A 23047-nucleotide genomic window follows, 5' to 3' on the forward strand; every position below is an offset into this window, starting at 1 on the left:
CAGGCGTAAACGCGGGCCTCAGGCGGCCGGCGACGGATTCAGGGCGGACAGCATCTGCGTGAAGATCTTGGGGCTGGCGGCCAGCACGTTGCCGGAATCCATCCAGCCCTGCTCGCCGTCGAAGTCCGCGACCAGCCCGCCGGCTTCGAGAACCATCAGGCTACCCGCCGCCAGGTCCCAGGGCTTCAGGCCGACGCCGCAGAAGCCGTCCAGGCGGCCGCAGGCCACATAGGCGAGGTCCAGCACGGTGGCGCCCAGGCGGCGCACGCCCGTGCTGCCTTCGGCCATCTGGCGGAAACGCGCGGAACCCTGTTCCAGGTCGCCTGAATTCGGCCAGTGCGCGCCCAGCAGCGCATCGTGGTAGCGGGTGCGGCCCGACACGCGCACGCGGCGGTCGTTCAGGAACGTGCCGCTGCCGCGGCTGGCCGTGAACAGTTCATTGCGCGACGGATCGTAGATGACCGCCTGCGTGACCTGGCCGCGCTGCGTCAGCGCGATGGACACGGCGTAGTTGGGCAGGCCATGGATGAAGTTCGTGGTGCCGTCCAGGGGATCAATGATCCACTGGAATTCAGCCTGGTCGGGACCTTGCAGCCCGAATTCCTCGCCCAGCACGGCATGGTCCGGGTAAGCGGCATGCAGTGTCTCGACGATGGACTCCTCGGCGGCGCGATCGACTTCCGTGACATAATCGCGCGGCCCCTTGCGAGCCACGCTGAGTCGTTCCAAATCCATGCTGGCACGGTTGATAATGGTGCCGGCACGCCGGGCCGCCTTGATGGCGATGTTGAGCATCGGGTGCATAAAATTCCGTACGAATGCGATGAGTTGGCTTGATGGTAGGCCGCTTGCCGCCCCCCGGGGCCGCGCTTGCCCCAACCGGGGAAATCGACCCAAAAAACCAGGAAGGCACTAAGCCAAACGTGCCATTTTAAATGACTCAAGCATTTTCACGTGTTCGGTTCATCATGGTGAACCCCAGCCACCCCGGAAACGTCGGTTCGGCGGCCCGCGCGATCAAGACGATGGGTTTTTCCGAACTGGTGCTGGTAGAGCCGAAATTTCCGGATGTAACCAGCCAGCCCGAGGCCGTCGCGCTGGCCAGCGGCGCGCTGGACGTGCTGGAAGGCGCCCAGGTGCACCCCTCGCTCGAAGAGGCGCTGGGGCCCGTGACGCTGGCTTTCGCGCTTACCGCCCGGGTGCGCGACCTGGGCCCCCCGCCCTGCGACATCCGGCAGGCCGCCGAACTTGCGCGCGGCCACCTGGCGGACACGACGGAGGGCGTCGCCGCCATCGTGCTGGGCACCGAACGCGCCGGGCTCACCAACGCCCAGATCGCGTTGTGCCACCGCATCTGCCACATCCCCGCCAACCCGGAATACAGCTCGCTGAACGTGGCCCAGGCGCTGCAGCTGGCCGCCTGGGAACTGCGCTACGCGCTGCTGGTGGCCCAGGGCGCTCCGCTCCTGCCCGCGTCGACCGCGCAGGAGCCGGCGCGCGGCGCCGCTCCGGCCTCGGGCGCAGCGGTCCAGGCCTTCCTGGCCCACTGGGAAGAGGCGCTGGTCGGGGTCCAGTTCCTGGATCCCGACCATCCCAAGAAGCTCATGCCCCGCATGCGCCATCTTTTTTCCCGGCTGGCCCTGAGCCGCGATGAAGTGGACATGATGCGCGGCGTCTGCACCGCGATGCTGACGGCCGCCAGAAAGAAATAGGTTCCACGCCGCGCAGGCGGCGCGATGCCGCCGGCCCGGGCAAAAAAATAGGGACGGGCATCAGCCCGTCCCCACGCATCGGTCTCCGGGCGGCATGCCGCCCGGGACGCGAAGATCAGTCCACTTTGGCGCCGGAGGCCTTGACCACCGGGGCCCAGCCTTCCACTTCGGACTTGATGAACTGGCCGAATTCGGCCGGCGTCGTCTTCACGCCCACCGCGCCCAGGCTTTCGAAGCTTTTCTGCACTTCGGGCTTGTCCAGCGCCTTGACCATGGCCGCGTTCAGCTTGTTCACGACTTCGGGCGGCGTGCCGGCGGGGGCAATCAGGCCGAACCACGACGACACGTCGAAGTTGGCGAAGCCCGATTCCTTCATCGTAGGCAGATCCGGGGCGCTCTTGGAGCGTTCCGTGGTCGTCACGGCCAGGGCGCGCAACTTGCCCGATTGCACATGCGGCCAGGACGAAGGCATGTTGTCGAACATGAACTGCACCTGTCCGCCGATCAGGTCGGTGACGGCCGGAGCACTACCCTTATAGGGCACGTGCAGCACATCGATGCCCGTCTGCATCTTGAACAGCTCGCCCGCCATATGGATGGAGGTGCCGCTGCCCGACGAGGCGAACGCCAGCTTGCCCGGGTTCTTCTTCGCGTAGTCGACCAGTTCCTGGACGGACTTCACGGGAACCTGCGGGTTCACCACCAGGATGTTCGGCACCTTGGCGCCCAGCGCCACCGGCGTGAAATCCTTGGTCAGGTCGAAATTGACGTTCTTGTACAGCGTCTGGTTGATGGCGCTGGTAACCGCCACGAACAGCAGCGTGTAGCCGTCGGGGTCGGCGCGCTTCACCTGGTCGGTGGCGATGTTGCTGCCGGCGCCCGGCTTGTTCTCGACCACGAACGACTGGCCGAGGCTCTCGGTCAGCTCCTTGGCCATGATGCGGGCGATCACGTCGGTGGTGCCGCCGGCCGAAAAGCCGACCACGATGCGTACGGGCTTGTCGGGATAGGCGGCATGGGCCGAACCCATGGCAAATGCGCTTGCGGCGGTAGCCAGAAGAGTGGCGGCGAGGCGCCGCAGTCCAGGCTTTTGACCTGTAGTCATAGTGTCTCCGTGCAGGTACTGTCCATGAAATGGACGATTCGAATTATTGGATGACGCATTCTGAGCTATACACGGGCGCCGCATCAAGGTAGAGTCCACGGTACGGACAATGGTTTTCCCTTGAACGTTCCGTGATAACCCTAGATTTCCAGAGATTTGCATGCAAGACAGCGATGCCGCGGCCGCAGGCCCACGCACATTGCGGCGCGGGCTGGCCGTCCTGGCCGCCCTGCGGGACCAGGGTCCCGATGGTCTCAGCGTGACCGATATCGCGCGCCTGACGGGCATACAGCGCCCCACCATTTATCGTCTGCTGGCCGCCCTGCTCGATGCAGGCCTGGTGCTGCCCGTGACCGGCACCAAGAAATACCGTGCCCAGCTGGCGGTGGACCCGGACACGCGGTCGCGCGATCCGCGCGTTCGCCAGTTGCTGCCCGTGCTGCGCCGCCTGGCCGACCGCACGGGCGACGCCGTGTTCCTGGTGGTGCGCGACGATGACGACTCGATCAGCCTGCACCGCGAGATCGGCAGCTACCCCGTGCAGATCCTGGCCACTTACGCGGGCAAGCGGCAGCCGCTGGGCGTGGGATCCGGCGGCATGGCCCTGCTGGCCGCGCTGCCCGACGAGGTCGCGCGCGGCATCGTCGAACGCAACTCCGGCCGCCTGGACGAGTACGGCGGCATGACGCCGCAGGAAATGTACCGGCTCATCGACAACACCCGCGCGCGTGGCTACTCGGTGGTCGGCAACCATGCGGTGCGCGGCGCGCTGGGCGTGGGCTGCGCCCTGCTCGACGCCCAGGGCGCGCCGCTGCTCGCCGTCAGCGTCACCGCCATCATCGACCGCATGCCGGCCCAGCGCCAGCGCGAAATCGCCGGCTGGATCAAGGCCGAACTGGCGCGCCTGGCCGTCCAGGCCTGACTCCGCGCAATGACAAACGGGCGCCCGGGGCGCCCGTTTTTTTTCCGGCGGGATGAAGGCCGCGCTCAGGCGGCGGCGCCCGTCTTCGGGTTCTGGATTTCGCGCAGCGGGATGGGCGGCTGGAAGCCGGCCTCCTCCAGCGAGCTGCGGATCTGCTGGTAGAGGCCCCAGCGCAGGTCCCAGTACTTGCTGGCTTCGGCCCACACGCGCACGTTGACGATGACGCCGTTCTCCTTGTAGTCGAACACCTTCACCTGAGGCTCGGGATCCTTCAGCGCGTCCGGACGGGCGTCCACCAGCGCCTTCAGCTTGGCCAGCACCACTTCCAGGTCGTCGCCGTAGCGGACCGGGACCGGGATGTCCAGGCGGCGCGTCTTGTTGCGGCTGTAGTTGGTGATGGTGGCGTTCCAGACCGTGCTGTTGGGCAAGGTCAGGTGAATGCCGTCGACCTGCACCAGGCGCGTGAGGAACAGCCCCACCTCTTCGACCGTGCCGTCCGAACCGGAGCTCAGCGCGATGTACTCGCCCGCGCGGATGGGGCGCAGGATGAGCAGCATGATGCCCGCCGCAATGTTCTGCAGCGTGCCCTGCAGGGCCAGGCCGACCGCCAGGCCGGCCGCGCCCAGCACGGCGATCAGGCTGGCCGTCTGGACGCCGAAGCGCGCCAGCACGGCGATCACGGTGAAGATGCGCACCGTCCAGACCACGGTGCTGTAGAACATGGGGATGATCGTGGGGTCGATCTTGCTGGACCGCGAGGCGGCCCGGCGCACCCAGCTTCCGAGCAGGGAAGACACCCACCAGCCGATGATGAGGATCAGCAGGGCGACGAGCAGATTGATGCCCAGGTCCACCAGCCTGGGAGCCCAGGCGCTAAATTCTTTCAAGGCTTCTTCCATGGAATCTCCTGCCAAAAGGTTGCGAACGCGGGGCATTTTGCCTTGGGACGGCCCGCTGGCAAAAAGCCCGGAAAAAAACGACCGAAAACTTTATCAGATGCGGCCAGCGCAAAGGGCCGCGATGCGGCCCTGTTATGTCAGGGTTTGTAAGAAGACGGCTCAGGCCCTGGCCGCGACCTTGCGGAAATGATTGTCCCAGGACAGCTCGCGCGATGGCGCCAGCACCGGCTTTCTTTCCGTGCCCGAGGCGTCGACGCGCAGCATCGCGCCCAATCCGCTGCTGAGCAGGAAACCCTCTTGCGCCGCGGGCGCCACGCCGCAACCGTCCGCCAGCTCGGTCGTGCCCAGGCAGCGGCCGCTGGCCGCGTCCCAGTAGATCACCTGGCCGCCCACCGGGCTCGACGTGGCGACGACGGCGCCGGCGGCATCCACCGCCACCGAGCCCACGTAGTTGCGCATCTGGCGCAGCGTCTGCGCCGGGCCCTCGAACAGTTCCAGCCGGGCGCCCCGCCGGTGCCGGCCCACCAACGCCGGACGATCGGCCGCCGGCCCCATGTATTGGCAGCCGAACCAGACGCAGCCGTCGGCCGCCAGCGCAAGGTGGCGGATGGACAGGCGGTGCAGCGCGGGCGCGAGTTCCTCTTTTTCCAGCAGCGCGCCGCTGGCCGCGTCGATGTAGGCCAGCGACGGCCGCATCGTGTCCAGATTGAGTTCCAGCTTGCCGTAGTCCGGATGGGTCAGGATGCCGCCATTGGCGACGCACAGGGTCTTGCCGTCGGGCATGAGCACCACCTCGTGCGGACCGATGCCGCCGGTATCGAATTCGCCGATCCGCCGGTAGGCGCCGCCCGGCGACGCGTCATAGAGCCCCAGCACGCCGCGCCCCGCCTCGAAGTCGTTTTCGGTGGCCGCCAGCAGCCGGCCGCCGTCCAGGTAGGCGCCGTGGCCGAAGAAGTGGCGCTCATCGTGCAAGGGCAGCGCCTGGGGGCCGCCTTCGCCCCGCAGGGAGAACGCCAGGGCGAAGAAACCCGGCTGCCGCCCGAACACGACGGCGCGCTGGCCGGCGGGATCGATGGCGAAGCTATGGCCGCGAGCGGGCATCGGCACCACCAGGCGGTCGTTGCCCGCGTCGTCCAGCAGCACCGCTTCGTCGCGGCCGCCGCGCTTGCGCGCGCTCAGGTACAGCGCGTTTCCGTCCTCGGGCGCTGCGGCCCATGCCGCGCCGGGCGCCACGCCCAGCGCCGCCGCCAGCGAGAGAAAGCGGCGCCGGTCAATCGCCATCGAGCGCATTGAATCCGATCATGACGCCCAGGGCGGGCGCCAGGTCCTGGTCGACGATGGCCTTGGCGTTCTTGAGCGTAAGGGATGCCAGCGTCAGTTGCCGGCGCCCGTCCTCGTCCGCCACCGCCTGTTCCAGCGCGGGCACCGCCCGCAGCGTTTGCGCGGCGCTGGCCAGTTCGCCGCGGACCGATGCGTCCATCCAGCCGTCGCCCGCGGGCAAGGGGTACGCGCCCGCCTGGTAAAAGGCGTTCAGGCCGTCCACGCTGGCCGCCAGCAGGCGCGTGGACAGTTTGCTGCGCCAGAATGCCGCGCGCTTGGGGCGCGCCGCCGCGGCGGTGTCGCCCAGCACCGGCACGATCTTCACGTCGCGCGCGAACTGCAGGCCGGTGGACAAAGCCTTCATGGCCTCGGAGGCCACTTCCTGTGGATCGCGGTAGAGATCGTTGTCCGCCTGCGGATGCGAGAACTGGCGGCCGAAGTCGCCGTCGGGGCTCCAGGCCTGGGCCACGTCGCGGGAAATCGCGGCGACGTTGGCGGCGACCGCGCGGGCGTAGCCGCAGGCATAGGCGAAACCCGGCGCGCCGCCCTGCTCGAGCAGCGCCGGCTCGCCGTAAAGCACGTACTCCAGCGCGGGCAGCCCCTGCACGGCGACACTGCGCCCCGACAAGGCGCCCGGGGCGAGCAGCGCTTCGTCCTTGGCGGCGATCAGCGCCTGAACCTGCCTGGGCATCACGCCGCGGGTGTCCGGCCAGAAGGCCAGGCGTTCGTAGCGGTTGGCCTGCACCAGCGGCCCGAAGCGGAGGATTTCGACGCCGGACCAGGCCAGCGCCAGGTTCTCGAAGGCCTTGCCGACGCGGGCGGCGCCGGCCGCGCCAGGCTGGGCGCACCAGCCGTCCAAAGCCCCGTCAAGCGCCTGGGCCGCGTCCACCATCTTCGCCACCGCCGGGCGCGCATAGCCGTTCGCCAGCCGCTCGCCAAGGTCGGCGGGCAGCCCCGCTCCGGCCGCCGGACCTGCCAATCCGGCAAGCGCGGCCGCCGCGGCCAGTTTCAATACATGCTTCGCCAGTCCGGCCATCACAGCGACTCCAGGAAACGGATCAGATCGGCGCGTTCTTCGGGCGTCATCGCCACCACGCGGTCACGCGCGGGCTTGGCGGCGCCGCCATGCCACAGGATGGCTTCCAACAGGCTGCGGGCGCGCCCGTCGTGCAGCCAGGTGGCGTTGGGGTTCACGGTCTTGGTCAGGCCGATGCCCCACAGCGGCGGCGTGCGCCACTCGCGGCCGTTGGCCTCGCCGTCGGACACGCCGTCCGCCAGGGCCTCGCCCATGTCGTGCACCAGCATGTCGGTGTAGGGCCAGATCAGCTGGAATCGATGCTCGGGCTGCCTGGCGTTGCGGCTGGTCACGTACTTGGGCACGTGGCAGGCGACGCAATTAGCTTCGTAGAACAGCTTCTTGCCCGCCAGCACGCGCGCGTCGCCGGCATCGCGGCGCTGCGGCACGGCAAGATTGGTGGAATAGATGGTGACGAAATCCATGAGCTTGCCCGGCACCTCTTCGGCGCCGAAGCGCGGCTGCGCGCCGTGCGGCATGTCCAGGCATGGCTGCTGCGCGGCCGTGCAGTCGCCGGAGTGCTTGGGAAACAGCGGAGTCGACAGGCCCATGTCGTTCGAGAAGGCGGCGGCGCTCTGCTGTTCCACCGTGGGCTGCCCCGCCTTCAGGTTGAAGCGGCCCAGCACGCGGGCGCCGGTGCGAGCATCGGTGACCCAGTTGGCCTTGCCGACGATGCCGTCCCGCTTGTCCGCGCCCACGTTGGCCAGGATATCGGCCTCGTGGATGGATTCGAGCAGGCCCAGGCCGATCATGGGCGGCGCCAGGCGCGGCGATATCTGCGTGTCGGCGCGCATGGGGCCGTAGCCCAGGTTCTCGATGCGGTAGGTCGGCTTCATCAGGGTTGCCGTCTCGCCGCCGTTGAGCGCCACGGAAACGGGCTCGTACTCGATCTCCATGCGGCCTTCGGCGGGCAGGCTCGCCACCGCGAAGTTCTGCAGCTGCACGCCGTAGACCGGCTCGGGCAGCGACGCGACCTCGCCGGCGGCGAGCTTGGGATGACCGCGGTCGGGCCCCTGCGGCACCGCCAGGCGCAGCAGCAGCGCCACGGCGTCCGTGCGCTCCAGCGGATCGAACCCGGGCACGGTGCCGCGCCCGTCCTTGGTATGGCAGGCCTGGCAGGAACGCGCATTGAAGAGCGGCCCCAGCCCGTCGGATGCCTGCGTGGATGCGGGCGCAGACACCCAGTCCTTGCGGAACAGCCCGTTGCCGACCTGGAACTCCTGGCGCCCCTCGAAACTCATGTTCGCGGAAGGCTGGGAAAAAATGTCGGCGTTGATGAGCTTATTGGTGGTGGCCGCGCCGGCCTGCATGGTCTCGAAGGTTTCCACCTTCGAAAAATCGCGCGTGGGCGCGGTGATCGCGGTCACGCGCTTCTGGTCTTCGGGCGTCAGGTCGTCGCGCCCGGCGGGCGCGGCGGGCGCGGCGGCGGCGACGGCGTGCGCCGACGCCGCCAGTACGGCGGCTAATGCAAATTTCACTTGAATACGGCGTCGGGTTTGTCCAGGCTGTCGGAACCTTCGATGGCGACCTTGCCCAGGTCCAGCAGCGCGATCACGCGCTCCAGGCTGCGAGTCTGGTCGACCAGGCTGTCGATGGCGGCCTGCACCACCGCATTGCCTTCCTTGTTGCCGTCCGCGATCATCTGGTCGTAGGTTTCCACCGTTTCGGCGCGCGTCTTCATGGCCTGCATGGCGGCGACCGTGGCGTCCAGCTTGGCGCGCACTTCGGCGTCGAGCTTGGCATCCTTGGCCTTGACCAGTTCGGACAGGCTGGCGCCCGAGACCGTCTTGCCGTCGATCCGGGTGTACGAACCCAGGTAGACGTTGCGGATGCCGATCTGGTCGTAGTAGTGGGAGTTGTGCGTGTTGTCGGAGAAGCAGTCGTGCTCTTCCTCGGGATCGTGCAGCATCAGGCCCAGCTTCATGCGTTCGCCGGCCAGTTCGCCGTACGACAGGCTGCCCAGCCCCGTCAGCATCGCGATCAGGCCCGCCTTCGGATCTTCCTCGACGGCCTTGCGCGCGGCGCCTTCCTTTTTCCAATTGCCGACCATCTCTTCCAGGTCCGCCACCAGCAGGTCGGTCACGGCCTTCAGGAATTCCACGCGGCGCTCGCAATGGCCGCCCGTGCACTGCTTGGGATCGAAGTCCGTGTGCGGGCGGTTGCCCGAGTGGCGCTCTTGCGGCGAACCCTTGCGGCCCGCCGGCGCGGGGCCGGTGCCGTTCAGGTCCTGGCCCCACAGCAAGAATTCGATGGCGTGGTAGCCGGTGGCCACGTTGGCTTCGTTGCCGTCGGCCTCATGCAGCACCTCGGACAGCAGCTGCGGCGTGATCTTGCTGACGTCGACCGTCTTGCCGCCCACCGAAATCTTGGAATTGGCGATGACGTTGACCGCGTAATAGGCGTTTTCGTCGTTCTCGGTGCCGTAGGAGGCGTCCACGTAGTCGATCAGGCCTTCGTCGAGCGGCCAGGCGTTCACGCGGCCTTCCCAGTCGTCGACGATGGGGTTGCCGAAGCGATAGGCTTCCGTCTGCTGATACGGCACGCGGGCGGCCAGCCAGGCTTCGCGCGCGGCCTTCAGCGTGTCGGCGCTGGGCGTGGCGATCAGCGCGTCGATGGCCTTGCGCAGCGCCTTGGCGGAAGTCAGCGAATCTTCGTAGCCGGCCAGCGCCAGATCCGAATACGTGGCGACCACGGCCTTGGGTTCGACGGCGGCCCGGGCCGCGCCTCCGAACACCGTGGCGGCCAGCACCGCTCCCAACAGCAACTTGCGCATCGACTTTCTCCCGTAACAGGAACGGGGCCCGCCCCCGCGGCGGCCCGCTCATCCTTGAATTTTGAGGATGAGAGTGTAAACAATTTTCGTTTGTTGTTCAGAATAAAGTCAGATACCTGACATTTTTTTGAATGATCAGACGCGTTTACCCCAAGGCCCGTCAGGGACGCGCGCTACCCTCCTGCGACTACTATTCCTCTCTCCGTCCCTGCCCCCCTGCCATGGAACTCCGCCAGCTCCGCTACTTCGTCCGTGTCGCCGAGTCGGGCAGCATCGGCCGCGCCGCGCGCGAGCTGGGCGTGGTCGCCTCGGCGCTCAGCCAGCAGATCAGCCGGCTTGAAAGCGAGCTGGCGACGCGGCTGCTGGTGCGCACGCCCACGGGCGTCGTGCCTACGCCGGCCGGCACGGCCTTCCTGCGCCAGGCGCAGCTTACGCTGCGGCATGCGGAAAACGCCGTGGCCGCGGCGCGCGAGGCGCGCCTGTCCGGGATGGTGAGCGTCGGGTTCGCGCCCACCACCTCGTCCGTGCTGGGCAGGCCGTTCTATGCGGCCATGTCCGAGCGCTATCCGAACGTGCGCCTGCACCTGGTCGAAGGCCTGTCCGGCAACCTGGGCGAACTGCTCACGGGGCGGCGTCTCGACCTGGCCGTGCTGTTCCAGAACGACAGCACCCAGGGCCGCAGCGCGATCCCCGTGCTGGAAGAGCGGCTGTTCCTGCTGGCTCGCCGCGGCATGGTCCCGCTGCCCGACGGCGAGCCCATCACCATTGCCCAGCTCGGAGCGCTGCCACAGGCGGTGACGAGCAAGGCGCACGGCCTGCGGGTCTTGGTCGAGGCCGCGTTCGAGCGGGCGGGCGTGGAGCCCTGGATCGGCGTCGAGGTCGACGGCCTGACCACGCTGATGGACCTGGTGCAGGCCAACCCGCTGGCCACCATCCAGCCCGGCGCGGCCGTGGCTCGGGTGGAATCCGGCCTGCTGAGCATGCACCCCATCGACGACCCCTTCCTGTTCCGCCGCAACCTGGTCTATTGCATCAACGACGACGAACTGTCTCCCGCGGCCCTGGCCGCGCGGGTCGTGCTGCTGGACGTGATGCGCGCCCTGGTCCGGCACGGCGGCTGGCCCGGCGCAAGCCTTCTCGATTCGTGATGCCCCCATGCTGGAGGCATGGCTAGGCCCTGCCCGGTCCGGCGGATACATTGCCAGCCATGAATGCCGTGGCATGGTGCGGCGGCAATGGACCTTCACGAGTTCCGATGACGACAGATACCCAAGGCCCGGGACGCCTGCGCATTTCCTCCATGCGCCCGCATTGCTCCGACGCGGAGTGGAACGCCCGCGTCGATCTGGCGGCCTGCTACCGCCTCGTCGAGATCTACGGAATGGCCGACATGATGGCCAACCACATTTCAGCGCGCGTGCCCGGCGAGGACAACGCCTTCCTGATCAACCCCTACGGCATGATGTACGAGGAAATCACGGCGTCCAGCCTCATCAAGGTCGACGTGGACGGCACGATCCTGGCCCGGCCCGACTTCGGCGAACTGGACTACGGGATCAACAAGGCGGGCTACGTGATCCATAGCGCGGTGCATGCGCACCGGCACGACGTGGACTGTGTGATCCATACCCACAGCTGGGCCTCGATGGCCGTTTCCTCGCTGGAATGCGGGCTGCTGCCCCTGACCCAGACCGCCATGCGCTTCCTGAAGATCGGCTACCACGACTACCAGGGCGTGGTGCTCGGCACCGAGGAACAGGCGTCGCTGCTGCAGGACCTCGGCCAGGGCGAGGCGCTCATCCTGCGCAACCACGGCGCGCTGACCGTGGGCCGCACCGTGGGCGAAGCCTTCAACTGGATGCACCGGCTGGAACTGGCCTGCCGTTCCCAACTGGCGGCGATGGCCACCGGCGCGCCACTGCAGGCCGTGGCCGCGCCCGTGCTGCAGGAAACCTGGAACAACTACCAGCCGGGCACTCGGCGCCCTTACGGCGTGATGGAGTGGCCCGCCCTGCTGCGCAAGCTCGACCGGCTCGACCCGGACTATCGCGACTGACCCTCCCGGCTCCCCATAGGCGACGGCCGGCGTGGCGGCACGGCGCCATCCGAGAAGCACAACCTCCACGCGAGGAGACATCATGAACACTGCCCGAGCCCTGCTCGCTTCCGCAGCGCTGGCTGGCGCCTGTGCGGCGCCGCTGGCCGCCGCGGACTATCCCGACCGGCCGGTGAAGGTCATCGTGGCGTTCTCGCCCGGCGGCACCACCGACACCCTCACTCGCAGCGTCACCAACGTCCTGACCCAGAAGCTGGGCCAACCCTTCGTCGTCGAGAACAAGCCCGGCGCGGGCGGCAACATCGGCACGGAATACGTGGTGCGCGCGGCGGCCGACGGCCACACGCTGATCGTCAATTCCGTGGGCCCCATCGCCGTCAACCCCTCCCTGAACAAGCTGCCCTACAGCCCCCTGGCCGATCTGGTGCCCATGGTGCAGATCGCCACGGTGCCCAACGTGCTGGTGGTGCCGCCCTCCTCTCCCGCCAAGGACATCCAGGGCTTCCTGAAGTACGTCAAGACCGCCCGCCAGCTCAATTACAGCTCTACCGGCGTCGGCACCTCCTCGCACCTGTCCAGCTACATGCTGATGGACGAGCTGGGCGTCAACGCCACACACGTGCCATACAAGGGCGCGGACGCGGTCAACGACCTGCTGGCCGGCCGCATCGATTTCATGTTCGCCACGATCCCATCCGTGATCGGGCACATCCGCGCCGGCAAACTGCGCGCCCTGGCGGTCAGCACCTCGCAACGCTCCGCCACCTTGCCCGAGCTGCCCACCATCGCCGAATCCGGCTACCCGGGCTTCGATGCCGGCTCCTGGTTCGGGTTCTTCGCGCCCAAGGGCACGCCGCAGCAGGTGGTGGACGTCGTCAACCGCGAAGTCAACGCCGCCCTGCCGGGGCTCAATGAGCAGATGCTGCGCGAAGGCGCCGAGCCGGTCGGCGGCACGGCGGGCCAGTTCTCGGCCTTCATCCAGCGCGAGCACGACAAGTGGGCCGTGCTGGTGAGGAAGTTCGCCCCACAGGCCCACTGAACGCGCCGCCGGCCGCGGCCGGCGGCGCGGCGCTCCCCCCTGCGATGGTGCGCCATGCACCAAAAGAGGTCGCGCGCGGCACCAGCCCGATGCCCGCCGCCCCTGCGCCACAGGCGCGGCGGGCCGCGGGCGCATTGGCATGGCTTTTGCTTGATGCCTGGTATGCAAGCTTGTCCACAAGCCTCATCTTCCTCGCAGACCAGGAGCCTTATATGATCGACCGCAACGCGCCCTTCGCCTTCAACGCCACCCGCCGCCGGCTGATCCAGGGCGCCGCGCTGGGCGCCGCGACGCTGGCCGCGCCGGCGATCGCGCGGGCGCAATCGAGTCCGGTCATCCGCATCGGCTTCTGGCCGGTGGCGGCCGGCCTGCCCTTTTATGCGGCGCTCGAAAAAGGCTACTTCAAGGAGGCCGGCCTGAACGTCGAGCCGCTGAAGTTCGCGGGCGCGCAACAGGTCATGGAAGCCATGCTGGCCGGCCGCGCGGACGGCAGCGCCAACGGCACCGGCTCGGCCAACCTGGCCATCGGCGAGATCGCCTCGCCCGGCCTGTTCAAGATTTTCGCGTCCAACCCCAGCAACGCCAGGAACGTGCTGGACGAGTTCATCGTCGCGAAAGACAGTCCCATCCAATCCATCGCAGACCTCAAGGGGAAAAAGGTCGGATCTGGACCCGGCATCCAGAACGCCACGCTGGCCAAAGCAGTGCTGGAGCGCGCCGGCGCAACCGGGGCAACCGTGGTGGAGCTGGCGATCAGCCAGCATGTCGCCGCGGTTGCCGCCGGCCAGTTGGACGCCTGCTACACGCTGGAGCCCACGGGCACGGTCGGCAGGCTGAACGGCACCACCCGCGTGCTGGAAGCGGGCGTCATCGCCAAATACGTGCTGGGCGATCCCACGGCGCCGTGGTTCGGCGGCTCGGCATCGCTGACCACCGCCTTCCTGAAGCAGCATCCCGAGGAAAGCAGGAAATTCATCGCGGCCTATGCCCGCGGCATCGAACTGATCCGCAGCAGGCCCGCAGAGGCGCGCCCCTACTTGAAGGGCTACACCGCCATCGAGGGCCCCATGACGGAGGAGGTGCCGCTCGCGGCCTATACGCTCTATGACGAATTCACGCCCGGCGACATCCAGTACTTCCAGAAGTTCTTCGACCTCTTCTCGGAAAAGGGCGTGTTCGCGCAAAAGGTCGACGTCTCCACCATGCTCTACAAGGGCTGAACCATGGGCGCAACCGCAATGACCGCCGCCGCCCCCGGAACGAAACAGCCCGCGCGACGGCTCAATGCCGCGCGCCTGCTGCCGCTGATCGGCCCGCTCGCCCTGTTCATCGTATGGGACCTGGTGGTGCGCCTGCACCTGGTGAGCCCAGTCCTGCTGCCCACGCCCGCCGCAGCCATCGCGGCGCTGGCCAAGGGCATGGCGGGCGGCCCCCTGCTGGGGGATTTCCTTTCGTCCCTCAACCGCACGCTGCAAGCCTTCCTGATCGCCGGCGTGATCGGCGTGCCGCTCGGCGTGCTGCTGGGCAGCAGCGAAAAGGCCTACCGCAGCGTGGAGTTCCTGGTGGACTTCTTCCGCTCCACGCCGTCCTCCGCGCTGATCCCGTTGTTCCTGATGATCTTCGGCGTCACCGACATGAACAAGATCGCCATCGCGGCCTTCGCCGCGGTGCTGGTCATCCTGTTCAACAGCGCGTACGGCGTGATCAACGCGCGCAAGCAGCGCGTCATGGCTGCGCGCGTGATGGGCGCGTCGCGCTGGCGGATCTTCAAGGACGTACTGATCTGGGAAAGCCTGCAACCTACCTTCGTGGGCCTGCGCAGCGGCGTATCGATGGCGCTCGTCATCGTGATCGTCGCGGAGATGTTCATCGGATCCGACAGCGGCCTGGGCAACCGCATCATCAATGCGCAGCAGGTGCTGAACGTGCGCGAAATGTATGCCTCGATCCTGGCGGCCGGCGCCCTCGGCTATGTGCTGAACATTCTTTTTCTCGTGCTGGAAAAGCGCGTCGTCCATTGGAGCGGCCGGTAAATGTCCACCGTCATCAACCCCGTCATCGCCCCAGCTCCGCCCGCCGCGCCGTTCGAGCCGGGCCCGTTGGGCACGCACATCACGATCCGCGGCCTGACCAAATACTTCGCCGGCTGGCCTCTGTACGAGAACTTCAACCTGGACATTCCCAAGGGCAAGATCGTGTCCGTGTTCGGCCCCAACGGATGCGGCAAGTCCACGCTGATCAATATGATCGCCGGCCTGATCCCGGTGGACGCGGGCGAGATCCTGTTCGACGGCAAGTCGCTGGCCCAGACCAAGATCGGCTATGTCTTCCAGAACTACCGCGAAGCCCTGTTCCCATGGCTGCGCACCATCGACAACATTGCCTATCCGCTGCGCCTGGAAGGCCGCAGCAAGGCGGACACAGACGCACGCGTGGAAGAGCTGGTGGCCTCGTTCGACGTCAAGTTCGACCTGAAGCGCTATCCCTACGAGCTATCGGGGGGGCAGCAACAGACCGCGTCCATCATGCGGGCGCTTGCCCCCGGACCCGAGGTGCTATTCCTGGATGAGCCCTTCTCCGCGCTGGACTTCGAGATGACGCTGTTCATCCGCGAAAAGCTGCAGGAGGTCTTCATGCAGACAGGCACCACCATGCTGCTCGTGTCCCATGACCTGGAGGAAGCCGTGTACCTGGCTGACCAGATCCTGCTGCTGACCAAGCGCCCCACCCGGGTGGCGGAGATCCTGGACTACCGCGATGCCCGCCCGCGCACCGTCGAGACGCTGTCCGAGCCTGGCTTCGTCCAGATGAAAAAACTCAGCCTGGAGATCTTCCAGCGCGAAGTCCGCAAGTAAGCATCCTGCCCAACGGAGAGTCCGCCATGACCCAGGAAACCATAGACCAATACGTGCGCAGCGCTCTGGCGCTTGCCGGCTACGCCTTGCGCGAACCCGCCACGGCCGAGGTCGTTCGGCAGTTCTCGCGCCTCCATGAAATCGCCTCCAGCTTCGTGGACGAACCGCTGTCGGCCGACCTGGAATCCGCCTCGGTGTTCCGCCCGTGAACAGCCCCGCCCTGGAAATCGCGCATCTGGTCCGCAGCGGCCAGCGCACCGCCATGGCTGTGCTGCAGGCCGCCCTGGCCCGCGTGCGCGAGCGCGACCCGCGCTACAACTGCTTCACCGCCGTGACCGAGGCCCGCGCGCGGCAGGAGGCCGCGGCCATCGACGCGCGCCGCGCCCGCGGCGAAACGCTGCCGCCGCTGGCGGGCGTGCCCTATGCCGTGAAGAACCTGTTCGATATCGCCGACGAGGTAACGCTGGCGGGCGGCAGGGTCAACGCGTCCAACCCGCCCGCGCGAAGCGATGCCAGGCTGATCGAACGCATGCGCGATGCCGGCGCGGTGCTTGTCGGGGCCTTGAACATGGACGAACACGCCTACGGCTTCACCACCGAGAACTCCCATTACGGCGCCTGCCGCAACCCGCGGGATCCCTCGCGCATCGCGGGCGGCTCCTCGGGCGGCAGCGCCGCCGCCATCGCAGGCGGCCTGGTGCCGCTGACCCTGGGCTCGGACACCAACGGCTCTATCCGCGTGCCGGCCTCGCTATGCGGGGTCTTCGGCCTGAAACCGACCTATGGCAGGCTCCCGCGCACGGGCTCGTATCCCTTCGTAGGCAGCCTGGACCACCTGGGACCGTTCGCGGCCAGCGCCGCCGACCTCGCCGCCGCCTATGACGCGCTGCAGGGCCAGGACCCGGACGACGTCGCCTGCGCGCAGCGCCCCGCCGAGCCCGCCTTGCCCGCGCTGGCCGACGAAGCGCGCCCCCTGCGCGCGGCCGTGCTGGGCGGCTACTTTACGGAATGGGCAGGCCCGCAAGCCCGCCGCGCCGTCGAAATCGCCGCATGCGCATTGGACGCCGGCGCCCGCGTCGAGCTGCGCGGCGCAGCCCAGGCGCGCGCCGCCGCCTTCGTCATCACCGCCGCCGAGGGCGGCGCCCTGCATCGCCGCAGGCTCGTCACGCACTATGACTACTACGAACCGCATTCGCGCGATCGCCTGGTCGCCGGCAGCCTGGTGCCCGCGGCCTGGACGCAGCAGGCGCAGCGCATCCGTCACCGCGTCTACCGGGAAGCGCTGGCGCTGTTCGAGGACTACGACGTGCTGATCGCGCCGGCCACGCCCGTTCCCGCCACGCCGATCGGCGCGGACTGGCTGGCGCTTGCCGGCGGGCAATTGCCGGCGCGCGCCAGCATGGGGATCCTGACGCAGCCAGTGTCCTGCATCGGACTGCCCGTGTGCACCGCGCCGGTCTGGCCCCGCGCCGGGCAGGACGACCATCTTCCGCTGGGCGTGCAATTGATCGCCGCGCCATGGCGCGAAGTCGATTGCCTGCGCGCCGCCCTGGCCCTGGAGCGGGCCGGCGCGGCGCAGGCGCTCCCTCTCTGAACCACAACGCCGAGGCATACATGGACACCGCTTTCGCCGCGGTAGAGATTCCGCGCACGCTGGCCGACACCGTATATGGCACGCTGAAGCGCGACATCCTGGATTTCCGCCTGGCGCCGGGCGACCGCTTCACCGAAACCGAGGTCGCCGACCGCCTGCAGGTCAGCCGCACGCCGGTGCGCGAAGCGCTGTTCCGCCTGGAACGGGAAGGCTATCTGGAGGTGCGGCAGCGCAACGGCTGGCTGGTCAAGCCGCTGGACTTCAATACGCTGGACCATTTCTATGAATTGCGCAGCGTTCTGGAGGCCGCCGCGGTGCAGGCCATCTGTGCGCCGGGCAAGGGCGCGGACCCGCTGCGCGCGCTGCGGCCGCTGGCGGATGCCTGGCTGGTGGACGCGGACGGGCGGTCCAGCGACCGCGAGCGGCTGGCCGACCTGGACGAGCGCTTCCATATCGATCTGGTTGCCGCGGCCGGCAACCCCGAAATATCGCGCGTGCACCGCGCCGCAACGGAACGAATCCGCATCGTGCGCCGGCTGGATTTCACGCAGCCCGACCGCATCGACAAGACCTACGAAGAGCACGGCGCGATACTGGCCGCAGTGCTGGACGGCAACGCCGCGCGCGCCACGGACCTGCTGCGCGCGCACATCCTGGACAGCCAGGCTGCCGTGCGCACGATCACGCTGCACCGGCTGTATTCCGCGCGCCAGGCCGGGGCCGACTGACGGGCGGTTGGCTGTGCCCTGCCCGTCAGCCGGCGCGCAGCCAACGCTGCAGCACCCGCGATACGAGAGGAATGCAGACGAACACCATGACCGGCGTCAGAGCCACGCTGGTGACCAGCACGCGCCAGAACACGGGCAGCGCGCTCAACGGCTCGCTGGCGAGCAGGGAAAAGGCGAGCAGCACCGGGAAATAGGCCAGCCAGATGCTGACCGCCTGCTTCCAGCGCGGCGGCGCGCTGAGCTTGGGCGCGAACCAGCCGTCCGTACCGCTGGCGCGGCGGGCATGGCTGGCGCGCACCAGCGCCGTGCCGCGCTCCAGCCACATGCGGCGCGGCAGCGAGTTCTCCCAGCGGTTCAGGCTGGCTTCGTCGGCGAAGCGCAGCACGATCTGGTATTGGTCCCCGCCTTCCGGCGGCTGCAGCACGCCCGACCCGAGAAAGCCAGGGAACCCGGCCGCCAGGATTTCGCCCTGGCGCATCCAGGACAGAAAATCGCTATAGCGCTCGGGCGCGATATGCCTCGTGACCAACATGGTGACCGGGGCGGAGACGGCGGAACTGGACATGGCGGAACTCCTGGAGCAGCGTGCAGCGTGTTATGCCCGCTGTGCAAGCAAGCCGCGTGCCAGTCTTGCCGCACGGGCGCCTCCCGGGCGCAACGGCTGACGCGGGGCGCCCTGGGCCCCATCGTGGTGAAAGACGGCGGCGTCCGGCACCACGGCGGTGCGTGAATGAAAGCGGACCCGTCGACATCATCGCGTCATCTTCCCCAATAACCATATGCCCGATCCGCATTGAGCCCGCGCGCGGACAGGTCTACACTGGGCATTCCTCTTCCCGCTTGGAGCATCCGCCTCATGAGCACCTACAAAATCGCTGTTTTCGTCGGAAGCCTGCGCGCCGCCTCGTTCAATCTGCGGCTGGCCCGCGCACTGGAAAAGCTAGTGCCCGCGGACTTCAAGTTCGAGTATGTCAGCCTGGGCGATGTGCCGCTGTACAACCAGGACAACGAAAACAACCTGCCGGCCCCGGCCGCCAAGCTCAAGCAGCAGATCGCGGACGCCCAAGGCATTCTGTTCGTATCGCCCGAGCACAACCGTTCTCTGCCCGCCGCGCTCAAGAACGCCATCGACTGGGGCTCGCGCCCGTGGGGCCAGAACTCCTGGACGGGCAAGGCGGCCGGCATCGTCGGCACCTCGCCCAGCGCCGCCGGCACCGCGATGATGCAGCAGCACCTGCGCAACATCCTGGCCGCGGAAGGCGCCAGCGCGCTGACCACGCCGGAAGTGTTCCTGCAGTACACGGAAGGCCTCATCGACGACCAGTACAACATCACCAACGAAGGCACGCGCAAGTTCCTGCAAGGCTGGGTCGACCGCTACGTGGACTGGATCAAGAAGTTCAACGCCTGATCGCCGCCGCTGCCGGCCGGGAGCCTCGCTCCGGCCGGCAGAGATCGCCTGCCCTACCTCCAGGCGATCCAGCCCCCCGATGCGTTCGGGGGGCTTTTTTTTGCCGCGGCGGGCAGCGGCCTGCGGCGCGCACAACCCGCGGCCCGCCATTGGCCCGGCACAACCTCCAAAAAATACCCGGTCCGCCGCCGGGCGGCCCCAAGGCGGGCCAGCTCCCCCCACTTATCCCCTCCAACTGTGGAGAACGCTGAGGACAGCCTTGGGGCAGAAGCAAAATTCCCTGCCCGGCCAAGCACTTGCAAGGGGTGATCAATTAATGCGCAATCATGCTTTTGGATGATTTTTGACGCACTTATCCACCCAATCCCGGATGGCTCGCCGCGCCTGCCGCGCCCGTGTGGATTTGTCCCCGCGTTCTGTGGAAAAGCATGAGGACAGCATGAGGGCAGGTCGGGATTCCTCTTGTGTATCAAGCACCTGCAAGGGGTGGTCAAGAATGGCTCAAATGCCGCGGGACCGCGCGCCGGTTGTCCCCGGGAAATGTGGATAAGCCTGAGGACAGCCTGCGGGCAGTCCACAAAAATCCTTATGAGCCAAGGACTTGGAGGCAGAGGGCAAGAAACGCGCAACGCCGCCCGCCGGCCCCGCGGTGCGCGGCGCTGCCGGGCGAGCGACAAGACCGGCCCCCGCTTGTCCCCATCGAATGTGGACAAGCCTATGAACAGTCCGATAACAAGCTGAAAAAGCCCTTATCCGACAATCACTTGGAGGCCGTGCTCAAGAAAGAAGCAGCCGCGCGATCAACTGTTCCCCTCCAGGCGCATGCCGATTTTCAAGCCGACCTGCCAGTACGCCACCTTGCCGTCCTTGATATGGCCGCGCACTTCGGTGACCTCGAACCAATCCAGGTTGCGCAGGGTTTCGGACGCGCGCGCGATGGCTTGCGAGATGGCGTCATCGGTGGATTTGGTGGATGAGCCCACCAAGTCGATTTGCTTGTAGACATGATTCGACATAGCTCGTCTCCGCAAAGGGGGGTGAGTCGTGAATCGTCGGCCTGGCGGCGATGTTCCGGCGCTTACGACCGGCAATCCATTCGAACACACAGCATACGCTCACGGCGCTAGAGTGGTGTTACGAGTTCCGTCGCGCCGGACTCGGCGCGAGCGGCACTGGTTTCCGCAACGCAAGCAAGGAGGTGTCGTCATGCCTGAACGAAAGACCCTGGAAAGAGCGGCGCGCGACAAACGTCAAGGAAAGTCCGCGTCCACGCAGGCCGGAGAGTTCGTGCGAGAGGAAATCGAACACGTGCGCGAAGGCAAGCACGGCGTGCGCTCGACCAAGCAGGCCATTGCGATCGGCCTGTCCAAGGCCCGCCGCGCTGGCGTCGCGCTGCCCGCCCCCAAGAAGGCAAGCGCATCGACCAAGCGCAAGGCCGCGCAGGACAGCCGCGCGGCCGGCGACGGACACGCCAAATCCACCACGCGCGCCCGCTCCACCACCACCGCGCTGAAGCGTGAAAGCGCCAAGCCCGCGTCGCGCTCGGCGCTGTCGCGCCAGGCCAGCGCCTCCGCGGCCAAGCGCAGCGCGGCGGCCCGTTCGGCCGCGGCCAGGAAGGGAGCCGCCACCAAGGGCGCGGCTGGCCGGTCCGCCGCCGCCAAGAAAGCCGCCCGCACGCGCGCGGCCAACCGGGCCAGCCATGCGCACCACTGAGCCCATATGAGGCGGGTCCTAGCCCGCCTCGAACTGCCTGAAGCGCTCTTGCAGGAATTCGCGCAGGCGCCGGACCGCCGGCGACAGCAGCATGCGGTGCACGCAGAGCAGGTAGAGCGGCGACGGTTCGCTGGCGTAATCGCCCAAGGCTTCGACGAGCCGCCCTGCCCGCAGATCGGACAGCACGTCATAGCGTGACTTGTAGGCCACGCCGTGGCCTGCCAGCGCCCAGCGGCGCACCAGCTCGCCGTCGTCTCCCACACGGTCGCCCTTGACCGGCACCGTCAGCGTGGAGCCGTCGGCGCGCAGGAACGTCCAGCGGTCGTGCAGCGTTTCACCCAGCACGAACGACAGGCAGTTGTGGCGGCGCAGGTCCGCCGGCGCCTGCGGCATGCCATGCCGCGCGAAATAGGCGGGCGAGGCGCAGACCACGCGGCGGTTGTGCTCCGCTATCGGCAGCGCGACCAGCCCGGAGTCCGTGGGCTTGCCGTAGCGCACCGCAAGGTCGACCGGCTGGCGATACAGATCGGCGAGGCGGTCGCTGATGCGCACCTGGAAGCTGACGCGGGGGTGCTGTTGCTGGAACTCGTCGAGCCAAGGCAGCAGCACGTGCCGGCCCAGGTCCGACGGTATCGACACGGACAGGGTGCCCGAGATATCCGTCTTGCTGCGCGCCACGGCGTTCTTGCCGGCCTCCAGCGTCGAAATGACGGTACGGGCGTACTCGAGGTAGCGCTCGCCATCGCTCGTCAGCCTCAGGCTGCGGGTCGACCGCACGAACAAGCGGGCATCCAGGGCCAGCTCCAGCCGCTTGAGCGCCGCGCTGGCCGCCGCCGGCGTCAGGTCCAATTCGCGCGCCGCGGCGGAAAAACTCCCCTGGTCAGCCGCGGCCAGAAAGATCCTGAGGTCCTCGAAGCGCACCATGGCTGCTCTCATTTTCAACGAATGATTGAAACTGACTGCGATGCTAGCCGGTTTTTCATCACCCCGGGCTGGGTAATCATGCGCTTGTTCCCGACACGCAAGGAGTCAACCCATGAACATCGAACTCAACGGCAGGAAAGCCCTGGTCACCGGATCGTCCGGCGGCATCGGACTGGCGATCGCCTTTGGCCTGGCCCAGGCGGGCGCGCAGGTCGTCCTGCACGGCCGCAACGGCGACAAGCTCGCCCGGGCCGCCGAGACCATCGCCAAGCGGCTGCCCTCGGCCCATCTCGGCACCGTGCAGGCCGACCTGGCCACGGCCGACGGCGCGGCATCGATCTCGGCCGCGCATCCCGACGTGGACATCCTGATCAACAACGCCGGCTACTTCGCGCCCAAGTCCTTCACGGAAATCACCGACGACGACTGGCAATACATGCTGGACGTGAACCTCATGAGCGGCGTGCGCCTGTCGCGCTACTACCTGCCGCGCATGCTGGCCGCCGGCTGGGGCCGCATCGTGTTCATCTCCAGCGAATCGGCCGTGCAGATTCCCGCGGAAATGATCCACTACGGCGTCAGCAAGACGGCCATGCTGGGCGTGTCGCGCGGGCTGGCGGAACTGACCGCCGGCACGGGCGTCACGGTCAACGCCGTGCTGCCCGGGCCCACGCGTTCCGAGGGCGTTGCGGATTTCTTCGCCGAAATGGCGAGGGAGCAAGGCGTCACGCAGGACGACATGGAACGCGACTTCATCGCCCAGCACCGCCCCACTTCGCTGCTGCGCCGCCTGGCCACCGTGGAGGAAGTGGCCAACATGGTCGTCTACGCCAGTTCGGCCCAGGCCTCCGCCACCAACGGCGCCGCGTTGCGCGTGGACGGCGGCGTCGTCCGCTCCATCATCTGATCCCAGCCCGAGTG

At 67.8% G+C, this 23047-nt stretch carries 24 protein-coding genes; 14 read left to right on the forward strand and 10 right to left on the reverse strand.

What is annotated here, in order from left to right:
- Positions 1-18: 18 nt before the first annotated feature.
- A complete protein-coding gene (locus tag ACN6PJ_RS10585) occupies positions 19-804 on the reverse strand; it encodes an inositol monophosphatase family protein (RefSeq protein WP_427995818.1) in 786 nt (261 codons plus the stop codon).
- A 131-nt stretch (positions 805-935) separates the two neighbouring features.
- On the opposite strand from ACN6PJ_RS10585, the gene ACN6PJ_RS10590 reads away from it, so the two are divergent.
- The gene (locus tag ACN6PJ_RS10590; protein ID WP_427995819.1) at positions 936-1712 is read left to right on the forward strand and encodes an RNA methyltransferase; all 777 of its coding nucleotides are present in this window, start codon (positions 936-938) and stop codon (positions 1710-1712) included.
- Between the two features lie 115 nt (positions 1713-1827).
- Here ACN6PJ_RS10590 and ACN6PJ_RS10595 read toward each other — a convergent pair whose 3' ends face one another.
- Complete coding sequence (locus ACN6PJ_RS10595) at positions 1828-2817, reverse strand: Bug family tripartite tricarboxylate transporter substrate binding protein (RefSeq protein WP_427995820.1); 990 nt, start codon at positions 2815-2817, stop codon at positions 1828-1830.
- 160 nt (positions 2818-2977) lie between these two features.
- On the opposite strand from ACN6PJ_RS10595, the gene ACN6PJ_RS10600 reads away from it, so the two are divergent.
- Complete coding sequence (locus tag ACN6PJ_RS10600) at positions 2978-3739, forward strand: IclR family transcriptional regulator (protein ID WP_427995821.1); 762 nt, start codon at positions 2978-2980, stop codon at positions 3737-3739.
- A 65-nt stretch (positions 3740-3804) separates the two neighbouring features.
- Here ACN6PJ_RS10600 and ACN6PJ_RS10605 read toward each other — a convergent pair whose 3' ends face one another.
- The 5 genes from ACN6PJ_RS10605 to ACN6PJ_RS10625 all read right to left on the reverse strand — a co-directional run bounded on the left by ACN6PJ_RS10605 (position 3805) and on the right by ACN6PJ_RS10625 (position 9806).
- Positions 3805-4638 carry a mechanosensitive ion channel family protein gene (locus ACN6PJ_RS10605; RefSeq protein WP_427995822.1) on the reverse strand — a complete coding sequence of 278 codons (834 nt, stop codon included), beginning with the start codon at positions 4636-4638 and terminating at the stop codon, positions 3805-3807.
- 159 nt (positions 4639-4797) lie between these two features.
- Entirely contained in the window at positions 4798-5919 is a 1122-nt protein-coding gene (locus ACN6PJ_RS10610; protein WP_427995823.1) for a DUF1513 domain-containing protein, read from the reverse strand.
- Positions 5909-6994 (reverse strand): imelysin family protein, encoded by a 1086-nt coding sequence (locus tag ACN6PJ_RS10615; RefSeq protein WP_427995824.1) that lies wholly within the window; start codon positions 6992-6994, stop codon positions 5909-5911. Before ACN6PJ_RS10615 ends, ACN6PJ_RS10610 begins: the two co-directional genes overlap by 11 nt.
- Complete coding sequence (locus ACN6PJ_RS10620; RefSeq protein ID WP_427995825.1) at positions 6994-8511, reverse strand: di-heme oxidoredictase family protein; 1518 nt, start codon at positions 8509-8511, stop codon at positions 6994-6996. Before ACN6PJ_RS10620 ends, ACN6PJ_RS10615 begins: the two co-directional genes overlap by 1 nt.
- Complete coding sequence (locus tag ACN6PJ_RS10625; protein WP_427995826.1) at positions 8508-9806, reverse strand: imelysin family protein; 1299 nt, start codon at positions 9804-9806, stop codon at positions 8508-8510. Before ACN6PJ_RS10625 ends, ACN6PJ_RS10620 begins: the two co-directional genes overlap by 4 nt.
- Positions 9807-10027: 221 nt before the next feature.
- Here ACN6PJ_RS10625 and ACN6PJ_RS10630 point away from each other — a divergent pair, with 221 nt between their 5' ends.
- The 9 genes from ACN6PJ_RS10630 (at position 10028) to ACN6PJ_RS10670 (ending at position 18078) form a co-directional block, all read left to right on the forward strand.
- Entirely contained in the window at positions 10028-10954 is a 927-nt protein-coding gene (locus ACN6PJ_RS10630) for a LysR family transcriptional regulator (RefSeq protein WP_427995827.1), read from the forward strand.
- 107 nt (positions 10955-11061) lie between these two features.
- Positions 11062-11862 (forward strand): class II aldolase/adducin family protein, encoded by an 801-nt coding sequence (locus tag ACN6PJ_RS10635; RefSeq protein ID WP_427995828.1) that lies wholly within the window; start codon positions 11062-11064, stop codon positions 11860-11862.
- Positions 11863-11944: 82 nt separating this feature from the next.
- A complete protein-coding gene (locus tag ACN6PJ_RS10640; protein ID WP_427995829.1) occupies positions 11945-12901 on the forward strand; it encodes a Bug family tripartite tricarboxylate transporter substrate binding protein in 957 nt (318 codons plus the stop codon).
- A 212-nt stretch (positions 12902-13113) separates the two neighbouring features.
- Positions 13114-14121, forward strand: coding sequence for an ABC transporter substrate-binding protein (locus ACN6PJ_RS10645; protein WP_427995830.1), 1008 nt, complete (start codon positions 13114-13116; stop codon positions 14119-14121).
- Positions 14122-14139: 18 nt separating this feature from the next.
- Entirely contained in the window at positions 14140-14934 is a 795-nt protein-coding gene (locus tag ACN6PJ_RS10650) for an ABC transporter permease (protein WP_427996050.1), read from the forward strand.
- Entirely contained in the window at positions 14935-15756 is an 822-nt protein-coding gene (locus tag ACN6PJ_RS10655; protein WP_427995831.1) for an ABC transporter ATP-binding protein, read from the forward strand. It abuts the gene before it with no gap.
- A 26-nt stretch (positions 15757-15782) separates the two neighbouring features.
- Positions 15783-15965, forward strand: coding sequence for a DUF4089 domain-containing protein (locus ACN6PJ_RS10660; RefSeq protein WP_427995832.1), 183 nt, complete (start codon positions 15783-15785; stop codon positions 15963-15965).
- A 53-nt stretch (positions 15966-16018) separates the two neighbouring features.
- Positions 16019-17350: an AtzE family amidohydrolase gene (locus tag ACN6PJ_RS10665; RefSeq protein WP_427996051.1), complete on the forward strand. Its 1332-nt coding sequence runs from the start codon at positions 16019-16021 to the stop codon at positions 17348-17350.
- Between the two features lie 20 nt (positions 17351-17370).
- Positions 17371-18078 carry a GntR family transcriptional regulator gene (locus tag ACN6PJ_RS10670; protein WP_427995833.1) on the forward strand — a complete coding sequence of 236 codons (708 nt, stop codon included), beginning with the start codon at positions 17371-17373 and terminating at the stop codon, positions 18076-18078.
- 25 nt (positions 18079-18103) lie between these two features.
- Here the strand turns inward: ACN6PJ_RS10670 and ACN6PJ_RS10675 are convergent, their stop codons facing one another.
- On the reverse strand, positions 18104-18643 hold the full coding sequence (locus ACN6PJ_RS10675) for an antibiotic biosynthesis monooxygenase (RefSeq protein ID WP_427995834.1): 540 nt from the start codon (positions 18641-18643) through the stop codon (positions 18104-18106).
- A gap of 291 nt (positions 18644-18934) precedes the next feature.
- Between ACN6PJ_RS10675 and ACN6PJ_RS10680 the strand changes: the two genes are divergently transcribed.
- Positions 18935-19489 carry an NADPH-dependent FMN reductase gene (locus tag ACN6PJ_RS10680; protein WP_427995835.1) on the forward strand — a complete coding sequence of 185 codons (555 nt, stop codon included), beginning with the start codon at positions 18935-18937 and terminating at the stop codon, positions 19487-19489.
- A gap of 800 nt (positions 19490-20289) precedes the next feature.
- Here the strand turns inward: ACN6PJ_RS10680 and ACN6PJ_RS10685 are convergent.
- On the reverse strand, positions 20290-20505 hold the full coding sequence (locus tag ACN6PJ_RS10685) for a dodecin (RefSeq protein WP_427995836.1): 216 nt from the start codon (positions 20503-20505) through the stop codon (positions 20290-20292).
- A gap of 190 nt (positions 20506-20695) precedes the next feature.
- Between ACN6PJ_RS10685 and ACN6PJ_RS10690 the strand changes: the two genes are divergently transcribed.
- Positions 20696-21202 carry a DUF6496 domain-containing protein gene (locus tag ACN6PJ_RS10690; protein ID WP_427995837.1) on the forward strand — a complete coding sequence of 169 codons (507 nt, stop codon included), beginning with the start codon at positions 20696-20698 and terminating at the stop codon, positions 21200-21202.
- 18 nt (positions 21203-21220) lie between these two features.
- Here the strand turns inward: ACN6PJ_RS10690 and ACN6PJ_RS10695 are convergent, their stop codons facing one another.
- Positions 21221-22126, reverse strand: a complete 906-nt coding sequence (locus ACN6PJ_RS10695) for a LysR family transcriptional regulator (RefSeq protein WP_427995838.1) — start codon at positions 22124-22126, stop codon at positions 21221-21223.
- A 112-nt stretch (positions 22127-22238) separates the two neighbouring features.
- Between ACN6PJ_RS10695 and ACN6PJ_RS10700 the strand changes: the two genes are divergently transcribed.
- On the forward strand, positions 22239-23033 hold the full coding sequence (locus ACN6PJ_RS10700; protein ID WP_427995839.1) for an SDR family NAD(P)-dependent oxidoreductase: 795 nt from the start codon (positions 22239-22241) through the stop codon (positions 23031-23033).
- Positions 23034-23047 lie beyond the last annotated feature (14 nt).

Source organism: Achromobacter sp. (assembly GCF_050285585.1).
In the GTDB taxonomy this organism is placed as follows: Bacteria; Pseudomonadota; Gammaproteobacteria; order Burkholderiales; family Burkholderiaceae_B; genus Achromobacter.

Coding starts and splice junctions, on each gene's coding strand:
- ACN6PJ_RS10585 (WP_427995818.1), bottom strand. CDS start 804: ATGCACCCGATGCTCAACATCGCCATCAAGGCGGCCCGGCGTGCCGGC.
- ACN6PJ_RS10590 (WP_427995819.1), top strand. CDS start 936: ATGACTCAAGCATTTTCACGTGTTCGGTTCATCATGGTGAACCCCAGC.
- ACN6PJ_RS10595 (WP_427995820.1), bottom strand. CDS start 2,817: ATGACTACAGGTCAAAAGCCTGGACTGCGGCGCCTCGCCGCCACTCTT.
- ACN6PJ_RS10600 (WP_427995821.1), top strand. CDS start 2,978: ATGCAAGACAGCGATGCCGCGGCCGCAGGCCCACGCACATTGCGGCGC.
- ACN6PJ_RS10605 (WP_427995822.1), bottom strand. CDS start 4,638: ATGGAAGAAGCCTTGAAAGAATTTAGCGCCTGGGCTCCCAGGCTGGTG.
- ACN6PJ_RS10610 (WP_427995823.1), bottom strand. CDS start 5,919: ATGGCGATTGACCGGCGCCGCTTTCTCTCGCTGGCGGCGGCGCTGGGC.
- ACN6PJ_RS10615 (WP_427995824.1), bottom strand. CDS start 6,994: ATGGCCGGACTGGCGAAGCATGTATTGAAACTGGCCGCGGCGGCCGCG.
- ACN6PJ_RS10625 (WP_427995826.1), bottom strand. CDS start 9,806: ATGCGCAAGTTGCTGTTGGGAGCGGTGCTGGCCGCCACGGTGTTCGGA.
- ACN6PJ_RS10630 (WP_427995827.1), top strand. CDS start 10,028: ATGGAACTCCGCCAGCTCCGCTACTTCGTCCGTGTCGCCGAGTCGGGC.
- ACN6PJ_RS10635 (WP_427995828.1), top strand. CDS start 11,062: ATGACGACAGATACCCAAGGCCCGGGACGCCTGCGCATTTCCTCCATG.
- ACN6PJ_RS10640 (WP_427995829.1), top strand. CDS start 11,945: ATGAACACTGCCCGAGCCCTGCTCGCTTCCGCAGCGCTGGCTGGCGCC.
- ACN6PJ_RS10645 (WP_427995830.1), top strand. CDS start 13,114: ATGATCGACCGCAACGCGCCCTTCGCCTTCAACGCCACCCGCCGCCGG.
- ACN6PJ_RS10650 (WP_427996050.1), top strand. CDS start 14,140: ATGACCGCCGCCGCCCCCGGAACGAAACAGCCCGCGCGACGGCTCAAT.
- ACN6PJ_RS10655 (WP_427995831.1), top strand. CDS start 14,935: ATGTCCACCGTCATCAACCCCGTCATCGCCCCAGCTCCGCCCGCCGCG.
- ACN6PJ_RS10660 (WP_427995832.1), top strand. CDS start 15,783: ATGACCCAGGAAACCATAGACCAATACGTGCGCAGCGCTCTGGCGCTT.
- ACN6PJ_RS10665 (WP_427996051.1), top strand. CDS start 16,019: ATGGCTGTGCTGCAGGCCGCCCTGGCCCGCGTGCGCGAGCGCGACCCG.
- ACN6PJ_RS10670 (WP_427995833.1), top strand. CDS start 17,371: ATGGACACCGCTTTCGCCGCGGTAGAGATTCCGCGCACGCTGGCCGAC.
- ACN6PJ_RS10675 (WP_427995834.1), bottom strand. CDS start 18,643: ATGTCCAGTTCCGCCGTCTCCGCCCCGGTCACCATGTTGGTCACGAGG.
- ACN6PJ_RS10680 (WP_427995835.1), top strand. CDS start 18,935: ATGAGCACCTACAAAATCGCTGTTTTCGTCGGAAGCCTGCGCGCCGCC.
- ACN6PJ_RS10685 (WP_427995836.1), bottom strand. CDS start 20,505: ATGTCGAATCATGTCTACAAGCAAATCGACTTGGTGGGCTCATCCACC.
- ACN6PJ_RS10690 (WP_427995837.1), top strand. CDS start 20,696: ATGCCTGAACGAAAGACCCTGGAAAGAGCGGCGCGCGACAAACGTCAA.
- ACN6PJ_RS10695 (WP_427995838.1), bottom strand. CDS start 22,126: ATGGTGCGCTTCGAGGACCTCAGGATCTTTCTGGCCGCGGCTGACCAG.
- ACN6PJ_RS10700 (WP_427995839.1), top strand. CDS start 22,239: ATGAACATCGAACTCAACGGCAGGAAAGCCCTGGTCACCGGATCGTCC.